The 12,139-nt window shown below is 69.6% G+C and carries 11 protein-coding genes and 1 pseudogene; 8 read left to right on the top strand and 4 right to left on the bottom strand.

Annotation, left to right across the window (positions count from 1 at the left end):
• Positions 1-29: 29 nt before the first annotated feature.
• From ACFYYJ_RS38090 to ACFYYJ_RS38075, 4 genes are all read right to left on the bottom strand, one after another.
• A complete protein-coding gene (locus ACFYYJ_RS38090; RefSeq protein ID WP_389139118.1) occupies positions 30-689 on the bottom strand; it encodes a CBS domain-containing protein in 660 nt (219 codons plus the stop codon).
• Between the two features lie 39 nt (positions 690-728).
• Positions 729-1,331, bottom strand: a complete 603-nt coding sequence (locus ACFYYJ_RS38085; protein WP_389139116.1) for a CBS domain-containing protein — start codon at positions 1,329-1,331, stop codon at positions 729-731.
• Between the two features lie 339 nt (positions 1,332-1,670).
• Positions 1,671-2,396 (bottom strand): response regulator, encoded by a 726-nt coding sequence (locus ACFYYJ_RS38080; RefSeq protein WP_385124566.1) that lies wholly within the window; start codon positions 2,394-2,396, stop codon positions 1,671-1,673.
• A 129-nt stretch (positions 2,397-2,525) separates the two neighbouring features.
• Positions 2,526-3,170: a CBS domain-containing protein gene (locus ACFYYJ_RS38075; protein WP_389139113.1), complete on the bottom strand. Its 645-nt coding sequence runs from the start codon at positions 3,168-3,170 to the stop codon at positions 2,526-2,528.
• Between the two features lie 233 nt (positions 3,171-3,403).
• Between ACFYYJ_RS38075 and ACFYYJ_RS38070 the strand changes: the two genes are divergently transcribed.
• The 8 genes and pseudogenes from ACFYYJ_RS38070 to ACFYYJ_RS38035 all read left to right on the top strand — a co-directional run.
• Positions 3,404-4,426: a GNAT family N-acetyltransferase gene (locus ACFYYJ_RS38070; RefSeq protein WP_389139111.1), complete on the top strand. Its 1,023-nt coding sequence runs from the start codon at positions 3,404-3,406 to the stop codon at positions 4,424-4,426.
• Positions 4,427-4,611: 185 nt separating this feature from the next.
• Positions 4,612-5,637: a carbamate kinase gene (locus ACFYYJ_RS38065; RefSeq protein WP_389139108.1), complete on the top strand. Its 1,026-nt coding sequence runs from the start codon at positions 4,612-4,614 to the stop codon at positions 5,635-5,637.
• A gap of 1 nt (position 5,638) precedes the next feature.
• The gene (locus ACFYYJ_RS38060; RefSeq protein WP_385124570.1) at positions 5,639-6,859 is read left to right on the top strand and encodes an arginine deiminase; all 1,221 of its coding nucleotides are present in this window, start codon (positions 5,639-5,641) and stop codon (positions 6,857-6,859) included.
• Positions 6,860-6,911: 52 nt separating this feature from the next.
• On the top strand, positions 6,912-7,913 hold the full coding sequence (argF, locus tag ACFYYJ_RS38055; protein ID WP_385358698.1) for an ornithine carbamoyltransferase: 1,002 nt from the start codon (positions 6,912-6,914) through the stop codon (positions 7,911-7,913).
• A gap of 121 nt (positions 7,914-8,034) precedes the next feature.
• On the top strand, positions 8,035-9,363 hold the full coding sequence (locus tag ACFYYJ_RS38050) for an APC family permease (protein WP_389139105.1): 1,329 nt from the start codon (positions 8,035-8,037) through the stop codon (positions 9,361-9,363).
• A gap of 226 nt (positions 9,364-9,589) precedes the next feature.
• Positions 9,590-11,080: an APC family permease gene (locus ACFYYJ_RS38045; RefSeq protein WP_385124576.1), complete on the top strand. Its 1,491-nt coding sequence runs from the start codon at positions 9,590-9,592 to the stop codon at positions 11,078-11,080.
• A complete protein-coding gene (locus ACFYYJ_RS38040) occupies positions 11,077-11,514 on the top strand; it encodes a hypothetical protein (RefSeq protein ID WP_389139103.1) in 438 nt (145 codons plus the stop codon). The genes ACFYYJ_RS38045 and ACFYYJ_RS38040 overlap by 4 nt, the downstream gene beginning before the upstream one ends.
• A pseudogene (locus ACFYYJ_RS38035) lies at positions 11,507-12,068 on the top strand (M20/M25/M40 family metallo-hydrolase); the annotation flags it as partial. The gene ACFYYJ_RS38040 and the pseudogene ACFYYJ_RS38035, both read left to right, overlap by 8 nt.
• Positions 12,069-12,139 lie beyond the last annotated feature (71 nt).

Genomic DNA, 12,139 nt, shown 5'->3' with positions numbered 1-12,139 from the left:
CCGGACCGCACATGCCCGACCCGGTCGGCTCAGCGACGTGTGCCGATGTCGTCCGTCTCCCACGCGAGCCGCTCCGTGACGCTGACAACGCCGTCGACGGTCCGGCACAGCCGCTCGACTGCGGGGATGAGGCTCCGGAAGCGCACCACGCCGTGCAGCGTCACCTTTCCGTCCACCACGTCGACGGAGACGGCGGCGGGATCCAGGTGCAACGTCCGGTCCAGGACGTCTGCGGTGATCTCGTGGCGGATGGCGTCGTCGTCGCGCAGGAAGATCCGCAGCAGATCACTGCGGGTGACGATGCCCACGAGGACGTCGGCGTCGTCGACGACCAGCAGCCGTTTGACCCGCTGGCTCTCCATGAGCCGCGCCGCCTCCGCCACCGTCCAGTCCGGCCGGGCGCAAATCGCCGGCGCCGACATCAGCTCCTCCGCCTTCGTACCGGCGGCCTTCTCGCTCTCCCACGGTTCGGGACGCGGCAGTGAGCGGAACCAGTCCCCCTGATCGGCGGGCTTCGGCAGCAGATCGCCCTCGGAAATCACCCCGAGCGGGTGGCCTGCGGCGTCGGTGACCGCCACCGCGGACACCTTGTGCTGGTCGAGCGTACGGATGATGTCCTTGAACGTGGCGTGTCCCGGAACCGTGACGACGTCGCGGGTCATCAACTCGCCCACTTCTCTGTGCCTCACGGACGTTTCCCTTCTCGTTGTCGCGTCAGTGCGACGGCGTCAGGCCGCCACGGGGGAGTGGAGCAGCGACGTGACGTCCACGACCCCGGGTACGGCACGGGCGATGCGCACGAGTACCTCCGCCAGGACCGCGTCGGCCACCTCACCCTCCAGTCGTACGACACCGTGGTCGACGTGGACGTGCACGATCGCCGTCCCGGAGGGGATCAGCCGTGCGGTGAACACGTCCCGCAGTTCCTCTGCGAGGTCGGCGTCGGGCCGGAGGTAGATCTTCAGCAGGTCTCCGCGGCTGACGACCCCGACGGGTCGGCCGTCGTCGTCGACCACCGGCAGCCGTTTGAAGTGCCCCTTCGCCATCAGGCGGGCGGCGCCGGCGATCGTGGCGTCCTTGGGTACGGTCACCGGTGGAACGGTCATCAGCTGGCCGGCGGTCACGGTGTGCGACACGTCGGTTCCCTCTACTTTGATCAGCAGGTCGGCTTCGGAGACCACGCCGACGACCCGGCCCTCGGCCGAGAGCACGGGCAGGGAGCTGAAGCCCCACCGCCTCATGGCCTCGACGATGTCATGGACCGCTGCCTCCGTGTCGACCGAGACGACGGCGTGCGTCATGACGTCGTCCACGGTGCGCAAGTGCTTCATGATTCCTCCAGCCGCAGGATTCCCGCCCTTGTCAGCCTGGCTTCACCGGTGTGTGGGGAGTAGGGCCGACCGGGCCACGGACGTCGTGCGGGTGACGCTGTTTTGCGATGGTCGAATAGGTCATGACGGGCTCCTCGTCCACCACGACCTATCCGGATGGGTCCTGAACCACCATCTCCGGACCCGGAGCGTCTTGGGAGGGCCGAACGGTCCTGAGCGGGGACCGCTCGGTCCACCCGGATGCCGTCCCGCCCCGGGTGGAATCCGGTCGCGGGCACGGAGCAGCCCGCGGCGGATCACCCAGACCATGTCGCAGCAGCCGGTGTGGGAGTCGAAGCGTCACTCACTGTGACGTGCACTGCTCCGGGGTGGGGGCTGGCCCTCGTGCTCCTGGCCGTGGACCTGCGCGGCGATCACGGCCGCCTGGACGCGGCGTTCGACTCCCAGCTTGCCCAGAAGCCGGGAGATGTGATTCTTGACGGTCTTCTCTGACAGGTAGAGCTGTTTGGCGATCTGGCGGTTGGTGAGGCCGTCTCCGACCAGTTCCAGGACGGCCCGTTCCCGCTCGGAGAGCGTTGCCAGCCGGGCGTTCTCGGGGCTTTTGGCTACTTCCGGATCCCGCAAAGAGTGCATCAGACGGGCGGTCGTGGCCGGGTCGAGCATGGACTGGCCGGTAGCGACCATCCGTACGGCCGAGACCAGGTCGGACCCCTTGATTTGCTTGAGAACGTAGCCGGCAGCACCCGCCATGATCGCGTCCAGCAAGGCGTCCTCGTCGTCGAACGAGGTCAGCATCAGGCAGGCGAGGTCCGGCATCCGAGAACGAAGCTCCCGGCAGACGGTGATGCCGTCACTGTCCGGGAGACGGACGTCAAGCACGGCGACGTCGGGACGCAACGCCGGCCCGCGCGCCAGCGCCTGTTCCGCGGTGCCCGCCTCGCCCACGACGGTGATGTCCGGCTCGGCGTCGAGGAGGTCGCGCAGTCCTCGCCGGACCACCTCGTGGTCGTCAAGGAGGAAGACTTCGATCGGTGCCTCGGGGGAGGTACCCGGTACGTCGGACATGTTCGCCGCCTGATCCGAGTTGCCTTATGCGCACTTCCACCTGAATTCTCTCAGTAGAGAGGTGGTGCGCATCCTCGCATCAGAAGCCTGCGGAGACGCCGATCCCAGGGCGAGCGGCGTCTGCTCCGGCTAGGCGGTGGCCGAGACCGCGCCGTCGAGTTCCATGCGGACGTCGACGACCCCCTCGACGGCGCGGATGGCGCGGGCAAGCAGGGGAATCAGAGCGCGGTCATGGAGCGGTCCCCGGAGGGTGACGACACCGTCCAGCACGGAGAAGTGCAAGGAAACGCCCGGCGCGAGCTCGTTCAGAACGGCCTGGCGGATCTCCTCCTCCAGCTCCTCGTCCGGTCGTAGGAACACCTTCAGCAGGTCGCTGCGACTGACGACCCCTTCCAGCATCCCCACGTCGTTCACCACGGGCAGGCGCTTGACGCGCTTGCGGGCCATGATGCGGGCCGCCTCGGCGATGGTGGCACCCGGATGGACGGTGACGGCCGGGCTCGACATCAGGCCCTCGGCGAGGACGGCGCCGGCTTTGGAGGCTTCGTCCATCTGCTCCGGCAGGTGGGGCTCCTCGCGGCGGAACTCCTCCTTGGGCAGCAGGTCGGCCTCCGAGACGACTCCGACAACGCGGCCCTCACCCTCGAGGACAGGGAGCGCACTCACCTTCCATTCGTTCATGAGTTCGACGATCTCCTTGTAGGACGCCTCCCGGCCGATGGCGACGGCGGTGTGCGTCATGACGTCACTGACGATGTAGCGCGATGCAGGCATGACCAGCTCCTTCGCAGCGTTCGGTCACGGATACTGCCGCTGCCCGGGGTACGTGCGGACCGGGTCGAACCCTTTTCCCATCTCAGCACCCGAGCGCATGTCTGCGCAGGGCCCTGTGGGCCACGGCGGAGGGCCCGAGTGGCCCCAAGACCGGATCTGCGGGGTGAGTCGATCGGTTCCGGCGCTGCTGAGGCCCGCCTGGGCGAAGGACAGGAGTGATCAGGGGGTCCACGATGAGAGGAGGCGCGCATCGCGCGAACATGGCGCCGTTCGGTGCGTCGGGCCGCGCCATACGCTCCGAGAGGAGGCCGGTCATGGCCCAGGCGGTGGCGGCACCGCGGGAGGTCCACGTGCTTCTCGCCGACGGGGCGACCGTATCCGTCCGGCCGGTCCGAGCGGACGATCTGGCAGAGGTGGCCGCGTTCTACGACGGAATTTCGCCGGAGAACCTGCGCTTGCGGTTCTTCACGGCAAACCGGCACTCGGCAGAGCAGTCCGCCAAGAGGGTCTGCCGTCCCGAGTCCCCGGGGCGCAGGGCCCTGCTCGCGGAGGCGGGAGGGGAGGCCGTCGGGCTCGTCGAGTACGAGCGGCTGCCGGGCACCGATCACGCGGACCTGGCGCTGGCGGTCGCGGACCGCCGGCACCACAGGGGCGTGGGCACGGTGCTCCTCGAGCACGCCGTCTCCCTGGCCGGGAGTGACGGCATCGCGGCGTTCGTGGCCGACGCGCTGTCGGAGAACCGCGACGCGCTCCATGTCTTCGCGGACTTGGGACTGAGCGTCTCGCGGCGCTTCGACGGTCCCGAGGTCCACTGCCTGGGCCGCTTCCGCGGGAAGCTCGCCGGTGTCCTGGTGCATCCCATGGCACGCCGCGGGGTCGAGCTCTTCGCCGGCGTGGTACAGGACCAGGTCTTCGGACCGCTGGTGATGTTCGGTCTCGGTGGCACGGCGACCGAACTGCTCGCCGACCACGCCGCCCGGCTCGCCCCGCTCACCGACCAGGACGTGCACGACCTGCTGGGCGCTCCCCGCAGCGCCCCCCTGCTCTTCGGGCATCGGGGGTCCGAGCCGGTCGATGAGGAAGCCCTGGGTCAACTGCTGGCGCGGTTGTCCCGGCTGGCGGGCGATCTGCCGCAGCTCGCCGAAGCAGACCTCAACCCGGTCATCGCCCGCCCTGACGGCCTCGACATCGTCGACGTCCGGATGCGACTCGCCCCCGCCCGCCCGTACGACCCGTACCTGCGCCGGCTCCGCTGACGACGACGGACGTCGAGGCCGGCCGACGGCCTAACTGCTCACCCGGATGTCGCACGGGTTCACCAGGGCGGCGCACACCCTGCCCAGGAGCTGTTGCGCGGCCCCCGTGACACACCGACGCTTCAGGCGTGGCCTGGATCACCTGCGTCGAGTCGGCCAGGTGTGTGCGGAGCAACGGGAGAACCATGACGGCTGCGGACGCGTCGCCCACGCCGGGCGCGGCACGGTCGCGTCGTGTGGCGGTGGCTCTCGGCGGCAATGCGCTCCTGCGCCGCGGCGAGGCCATGACGAGCGAGAACCAGCGGGCGAACGTGGCGGTGGCTTGCTCGCAGCTGGCGAAGATCGCCGAGGGCAGGGACCTGATCGTCTCGCACGGAAACGGCCCGCAGATCGGCCTTCTGGCGCTGGAGGGGGCCGCGTACGAGCCGGTACCGCCGTACCCGCTCGACGTACTGGGCGCGGAGACCCAGGGCATGATCGGTTACCTGATCGAGCTGGAGCTGCGCAACCGGCTCGGGCCGACGCGGCCGGTGACGGTGGTGCTGACGATCACCGAGGTCGATCCGTCCGACCCGGCGTTCGACGCGCCGAGCAAGCCCATCGGGCCCCAGTACTCCGACGCGGAGGCGGCAGCGCTGGAGCGTGAACGCGGCTGGCACTTCGCACGCGACGGTGGACGGCTGCGCAGGGTCGTGCCCTCACCGAAGCCTCGGCGCGTGCTGGAAGCCGGTCAGATCGGGGCGCTGCTCGCCACCGGCTGCGTGGTGGTGTGCGCGGGTGGCGGCGGGGTGCCGACGGTGCGCGGTGCGGACGGTGCGCTGACCGGTGTCGAGGCGGTCGTGGACAAGGACCGGGCCAGCGCACTGCTCGCCCAGGACCTGGAAGTGGACCTGCTGGTGATGGCGACCGACACGGCCGGGGCGTTCCTCGGCTTCGGCACCGCGGACCAGCGGCTGATCTCCCGCGCCCACCCCGATGCGCTCCTGACGCGGTACAGCGGACAGTTCGCGGCCGGTTCGATGCTGCCGAAGGTGGCCGCGGCCTGTGACTTCGCGCGGGCCACCGGGCGGGAGGCGGTCATCGGCGCGCTGGCCGACATCGAGGCGCTGGTTGGCGGAAGCGCCGGGACCCGTATCTCGCTCAGCGCGAGCGGTGTGAGCACGGCCGCGGCCGGGACCGGTCACGGCACCCGTACGAACGAGGAGGGCTGACATGGCACTCGGTGTCCACTCCGAGGTGGGTCGGCTGCGCCGCGTCCTGGTGCACCGTCCCGGGCTCGAACACACCCGGCTGACCCCGTCCAACGCCGCCGACCTGCTCTTCGACGACGTGCTGTGGGTCGCCCAGGCTCAACGGGAGCACGACGCGTTCTGCGGGCAGATGCGCGAGCGCGGCGTGGAGGTGTTCGAAGTCGAGACGCTGCTGGTCGAGGCGCTCGCCTCCGCCGAGACGCGGAACTGGGTCGCCGGACACCTGCTGAACGAGCGTCAGGTCGGGATCCTCGGCGCGGAGCGGGCCCGGGCCTGGCTGGAGGAGGCGAAGCCGGCCGAGGTCGCCGACTTCCTGATCGGCGGCATCACCCGCGCCGACGTCAAACAGGACATCGGCCTGGAGTGGCAGGCGGGCGATCCGACCTCCATGCTGCTCCCGCCGTTGCCGAACTTCCTGTTCCAGCGCGACCCGTCGTGCTGGATCTTCGACGGGGTCACGATCAATCCGATGGCCAAGCCGGCCCGCCTCCCGGAGTCCCTGATCGTCGAGGCGGTCTACCGGTTCCACCCGATGTTCACCGCCGAGGAGTTCCCGGTCTGGCTCGGCGGCGCCGACGAGGACTGGGGCCAGTGCCACGTCGAAGGTGGCGACGTCCAGCCGATCGGCAACGGCACCGTGATGATCGGCATGGGCGAGCGGACCACCCCGCAAGCCGTGCAGATCATCGCCCGGCAGCTGTTCCGGGCCGGCTCAGCCCGGCAGGTGCTGGCCGTGCTGCTCCCGAAGTCGCGCAGCTACATGCATCTCGACACGGTGATCACGATGTGCGACCGGGATATGGTCACGCTCTACCCCGACGTGGTCGACCATGCCCGCATCTGGTCCGTGCGCCCCGGTGACTCGGCGGAGCACCTGGTCATCGAGCCGTACCCGGGGACGCTGCCCGAGGCCATGGCCGACGCCCTCGATGTCCCGGCCATGCGGATCGTGCCGACGGCCGGCGACCGGTTCGGGACCGAGCGGGAGCAGTGGGACGACGGCAACAACCTGGTGGCCCTCGAACCCGGCGTGGTCATCGCCTATGAGCGCAACACCGGCACCAACACCGCACTGCGCAAGGCCGGCGTAGAGGTGATCACGATCGAGGGCTTCGAGCTCGGCCGCGGCCGCGGCGGCTCGCACTGCATGACCTGCCCGCTCGAACGCGACCCCTTGTCCTGACCGCGGCCGCACGGCTCGTCCCGACGCCCGCCCGAAGCCACTGGAGCACGCCATGTTCAACCTGCGCGGCCGCAGCTTCCTCAAAGAGGCCGACTTCTCGCCGACCGAGCTGCGCTTCCTGCTCGACCTCTCCAGGGACCTCAAACGGGCCAAGTACACCGGCACCGAGCAACCCCGGTTGGTCGGCAAGGAGATCGCGCTGGTTTTCGCCAAGACCTCCACCCGCACCCGTTCCGCCTTCGAGGTCGCCGTGCACGACCAGGGCGGGGACGTCACCTACCTCGATCCGGGCGGCTCCCAACTCGGCCACAAGGAGTCGGTCGCGGACACCGCGCGGGTCCTCGGGCGGATGTACGACGCGATCGAGTTCCGCGGCGACCGTCAGGACCAGGTCGAGGAACTGGCCCGGCACGCCGGCGTACCGGTGTACAACGGGCTGACCGCCGAATGGCACCCCACCCAGATGCTCGCCGACTTCCTGACCATGCACGAGGCCAGCGGCAAACCGTACGACCGGCTCGCCTACGCCTACGTCGGGGACTGCCGGTTCAACATGGGCCGCTCGCTGCTGGTCATGGGCGCCCTCATGGGCGCCGACGTACGCCTGGCCGGGCCGCCCGACCTGCATCCGCCCGCCGACGTGGTCGAGTTGGCCGCGGACATCGCACGCGCCACCGGAGCGCGCGTCACGGTGACCGCGGACCCCGCCGAGGCGGTCGCCGACGTCGACTTCGTGCACACCGACGTGTGGGTGTCGATGGGGGAGAGCAAGGAGGTCTGGGCCGACCGCGTCAAGCTGCTCGCCCCGTACCAGGTCAACCGGGAGCTGCTGGCGGCCAGCGGAAACCCGGACGTGCGGTTCATGCACTGCCTGCCCGCGTTCCACAACGCTCAGACCGTCGTCGGCGCCGAGATCATCGCCGCGACGGGCATGGACAGCGGCCTCGAGGTCACCGACGAGGTCTTCGAATCCCCGGCCGCCATCGTCTTCGACCAGGCCGAGAACCGCCTGCACACCATCAAGGCCGTTCTCGTCGCCACCCTCGGCGCATGAGCGCCGTGGCTGGGCCGGCCGCCGACTCCGGCGAGCACGCAGGCGCCGGGTACACCCGTAATCCCGGCCAGGTCGCACGACGCGTCGGCGTGACTGACGGGACCAGAAAGGCGTCTGCGTGATGAGCGATGCGGAACGGCCCGAGCAAGGGCAGCAGACCAGGTACCTCAGCGTCCGTCAGGCGGCGTTCATCGGTGTCGGGGCGATGGTCGGCGCGGGGATCTTCGCCCTGCTCGGTGCGGCCGGCGAGGTCGCCGGGGCGGCGGTGTGGCTCAGCTTCCTCATCGCCGGTGTGATCGCCGTGCTGCAGGGCTATTCCTTCGCCAAACTCGGCGCGCGCTACCCGTCCGCCGGCGGCCTGCTGGAGTACGTGGCCGAGGGCTTCGGCCCGGGTCACGCCACCGGCATCATCGCCTGGCTGACCTACCTGGCCAACGCGGTGGTCACCGCGATGGTCGCCGTCTCCTTCGGGAACTACGCCACCGCGATGTTCGCCGGCGGAGACACCGTCTGGGGCAAGGTGTTCGCCGCCCTGATCATCATCGTGATGACGGCGGTCAACATCGTCGGTTCCCGGCTGGTCGCCCGTGCCCAGACCGTCATCGTCTATGTGGTGCTCGGCATCCTGACCGTCTTCGCCGTGGTCACCCTGGCCAACATGGACCCCTCCCTGCTCGCGTTCTCCGGCTACCCCGCGTGGCGCGAGATCATCTCCAGCGTCGCGCTGACCTTCTTCGCGTTCCTCGGCTTCGGCATCATCACCTTCACGGCCAAGGACCTGGCCAAACCGGAGCGGCAGCTGCCGAGGGCCATGTACCTCGCCCTCGGGATCGCCACCGTCATCTACATCGCCATCGCCCTCGGCGTGTTCGGCACCCTGACCGTCGAGGAGGTGGTCTCCTCCGGCGGCACGGCCCTCGCGGTGGCGGCCGAGCCCACACTCGGCCAGGCCGGATACTGGCTCATGAGCGTCACCGCCCTGTTCGCCACCGCAGGTGCGACCAACGCCGGTCTGTACCCGGCCGCGGGCCTGTCCGAGCGACTCGTCGACAACGGTCTGTTCCCGCCGCTCATGGCCCGAAAGGTGGGCGGCCGCGTGACCGCGGGCCTGCTGTTCGAAGCAGCCGTCTGCCTCGTGCTCGCCATCGCGTTCAAACTCGAAGCGATCGCCTCGATCGGCAGCGCCGTTGCCCTGCTCATCTTCGTACTCATCACCATCGCCCACTTCCGCGTGCGCAAGGAGACCGGTGCCAACCCGGCGATCCTCGGGCTCGCGGTCACAGCAGCCGGCGGGGTCCTGGTCACCTTCATCGTCACCACCCTGATCCACGAGCCCGCCTCGATCATCACCCTGCTGGCCATCCTCGTGATCAGTGCCGGGCTGGACTTCGGCTGGCACGGACGGCGCGGTGGCCGGACCGGCGGCTCCACGACCGCCCACGGCGGCTGACCGGAACACGGAAGCGGAAGCCCGACCACGGCCGCGGGCCTGCACCATGGGCCAGGCCGCGGCGGCGGGCCACGGGTACCGCTGCGGAACTGGCGCGGGGTTGCCGGGCAGTGGTCTCCGCTTTCGGACGGTTGCCCATCCCGGAAGGCCTAACCGGACACGCCGAGGCGTCTGCCCGCGCAGAGGATGAAACACGGGCTGACAGGTGTGTCGAGGAGGTATCCGGATGAGTACGGCGGATGTACCGGCGAACGGGGCCGAAGGATCGGGCAGAGCCGGGACGGCCGGTACCGCTCGCACTGCCGTCGCCTCGCAGAAGATCACGTGGCTGACGCTGGCCCTGATGACGACCAGTTCCGTCGCGAGCCTGCGGGCCTCGCCCACCATGGCGGTGTACGGCCTCGCCTGCGTCTTCCTGTACCTGGTCCCGGCCGTCGTGTTCCTGCTGCCGACCGCTCTGGTGTCGGCGGAACTGGCCTCCGGGTGGAAGGGCGGGGTCTACAACTGGGTCGCGCAGGGCCTGTCGAAACCACTCGGCTTCCTCGCGGTCTGGTGCCAGTTCGCGATGACGATCTTCTACTACCCGAGCCTGCTCGCGTACGTGGCCAGCACGATCTCCTACGTGATCAACCCGAGTCTGGCCAGCAACGGCGTGTACACGGCCATCGTCATCGTGGTCCTGTACTGGACCGGCGTCTGGGTCTCCTCGCGCGGCACCAACGCCGTCGCGGGCCTGGCCTCCTGGGGCCTGATCATCGGCACGCTGATCCCCGGCGCGCTGCTCGTCGTCCTCGGCGTCGTGTTCCTCGGGCAGGGCAACCCGTCCGCCGCGCCGATGACCGCCTCGCACTTCCTCCCGGAGTGGACCGGCATCGCCAGCCTCGTGCTGATCGTGAACAACTTCCTCAGCTACTCCGGCATGGAGATGAACGCGGTCCACGTGAACAAGCTGCGGGACCCGGCCAAGGAGTTCCCGAAGTCGATGTTCCTGTCCATGGGCATGGTCCTGCTGATCTTCATCCTTCCGGCCCTGGCCATCAGCTGGGTCATCCCCGCCAGCCAGCTCAGCCTGACCGCCGGCGTGATGCAGGCCTTCGACGCCTTCCTCCAGTACTTCCACATCGGCTGGCTGGTCCCGATCATCGCGTTCGGCCTGTGCGCCGCCTCGCTCGGCGGCATGCTCACCTGGCTGGCCGGCCCCTCCAAGGGCCTGTTGCTGATCTCTCGCGAGGAGGGCTACCTGCCGCCGTTCCTGCAGAAGCTCAACGGCAGGGGGGTCCAGCAGAACATCCTCGTCACCCAGGGCATCGTCACCACCGTCATCGCCCTGATGTACGCGCTGATCCCCGACGTCTCCAGCGTCTACTGGATCTTCTCGGTCATCACCACACAGGTGTACCTGATCATGTATCTGCTGATGTTCCTGGCCGCGATGCAGCTGCGCAAGAAGTTCCCCGACCACCCCCGCGGCTACCGGGCCCCGATGCTCAAGACCATCTGCTGGGTGGGCTTCGTCTCCTCGGCGCTGGCCATGGCGATCGGCTTCGTCCCGTCCTCGCAGTTCGGCGGAGCCAGCGTCTGGGCTTACGTGGGCATCGTCGGCGGCGGCCTGCTGCTGCTCGGCGTGGTCATCCCGTGGGCCTTCCTCAAGGCCCGCAAGCCCAGCTGGCGGCAGCCCGGGGCCGACGCGGCCCAGGTCGAGGGAGGCGCGGCATGAGCCCTACCCGGATGGCGTCCGAGCACAGGTGGGTCTACATCGGCTCGATCGTGGTGCTGGTGGCCATGATGGTCATCGGGCTGTTCACGTACAAGCAGCAGAAGGCCACCAACGAGGCCTACGAGAAGGCGAACCAGCTCAACGACGCCCTGGTCGCCCAGGGTTTCCGGCCCCGCGATGCCGGCAACATCGCCGACACCCTGGGGACCGAAGGCGGCCCGGTCTGCGAGGACCCCAATTCGGCCCTCAAGCGCGGCCTGTGGCTCGTCCAGATGGCCAACGGCGCCGGCGGCCCCGGCATGCGCCCGGTCATCGCCGACGGCCGGATCCTGCGTGCCGGCCTCGAAGTCGTCAAGGTCTACTGCCCGGAGAAGCAGGACGCCTACCAGCAGAAGATCGAGGACCTCAAGACCGCGGACACCGTCCATGACTGAACTCGCGGCCCGAGTGGCCGCCCTGATGCCCCGGGCCGAGCAGGACCTTGCCGAGCTCGTCGCCATGCCCTCCGTCGCGGACCCGCGCCAGTACCCGCCCGAGGACTGCCGGCGCACCGCCGAGTAGGTCGCGGCCGCGTTCACCGAAGCGGGACTGCACGACGTGCGCCTGGAGCCGACCCCGGACGGCAGCCTCGCCGTCCTCGGCCACCGTCCGCCACCGCCCGGCGCGCCCACCGCCCGGCGCGCCCACCGTCCTGCTCTACTGCCACTACGACGTGCAGCCCCCGCTGGACGAATCGGCCTGGCAATCCCCGCCGTTCGAGCTCACCGAGCGCGACGGACGCTGGTACGGGCGCGGCGCCGCCGACTGCAAGGGCAACATCGTCATGCACCTCACCGCGCTCCGAGCGCTGGGCGACGACGTCCCCGTAGGGCTGAAGCTGGTCGCCGAGGGATCTGAGGAACAGGGCACCGGAGGCCTGGAGGCCTACGTCCCCGAGCACGCCGACGAGCTGCGCGCGGACGTCCTCCTCATCTGCGACACCGGCAACGCGGCAGGGCTGTCAGTGCCCATGTCGAGCCCTGGCCGACTCGCGTGTGGTGGTTGCGCACGTGTGGGTAC

The organism is Streptomyces sp. NPDC002467, assembly GCF_042889825.1.
In the GTDB taxonomy this organism is placed as follows: Bacteria; Actinomycetota; Actinomycetes; order Streptomycetales; family Streptomycetaceae; genus Streptomyces.
Note: the sequence above shows the minus strand (reverse complement) of the source record. Positions and strands in the feature narration are given on the sequence as shown.

What these genes read in the sequence shown, in the direction of transcription:
- argF (WP_385358698.1), top strand. Translation starts at nt 6,912, where the DNA reads ATGTTCAACCTGCGCGGCCGCAGCTTCCTCAAAGAGGCCGACTTCTCG.
- ACFYYJ_RS38065 (WP_389139108.1), top strand. Translation starts at nt 4,612, where the DNA reads ATGACGGCTGCGGACGCGTCGCCCACGCCGGGCGCGGCACGGTCGCGT.
- ACFYYJ_RS38080 (WP_385124566.1), bottom strand. Translation starts at nt 2,396, where the DNA reads ATGTCCGACGTACCGGGTACCTCCCCCGAGGCACCGATCGAAGTCTTC.
- ACFYYJ_RS38045 (WP_385124576.1), top strand. Translation starts at nt 9,590, where the DNA reads ATGAGTACGGCGGATGTACCGGCGAACGGGGCCGAAGGATCGGGCAGA.
- ACFYYJ_RS38060 (WP_385124570.1), top strand. Translation starts at nt 5,639, where the DNA reads ATGGCACTCGGTGTCCACTCCGAGGTGGGTCGGCTGCGCCGCGTCCTG.
- ACFYYJ_RS38075 (WP_389139113.1), bottom strand. Translation starts at nt 3,170, where the DNA reads ATGCCTGCATCGCGCTACATCGTCAGTGACGTCATGACGCACACCGCC.
- ACFYYJ_RS38085 (WP_389139116.1), bottom strand. Translation starts at nt 1,331, where the DNA reads ATGAAGCACTTGCGCACCGTGGACGACGTCATGACGCACGCCGTCGTC.
- ACFYYJ_RS38040 (WP_389139103.1), top strand. Translation starts at nt 11,077, where the DNA reads ATGAGCCCTACCCGGATGGCGTCCGAGCACAGGTGGGTCTACATCGGC.
- ACFYYJ_RS38050 (WP_389139105.1), top strand. Translation starts at nt 8,035, where the DNA reads ATGAGCGATGCGGAACGGCCCGAGCAAGGGCAGCAGACCAGGTACCTC.
- ACFYYJ_RS38070 (WP_389139111.1), top strand. Translation starts at nt 3,404, where the DNA reads ATGAGAGGAGGCGCGCATCGCGCGAACATGGCGCCGTTCGGTGCGTCG.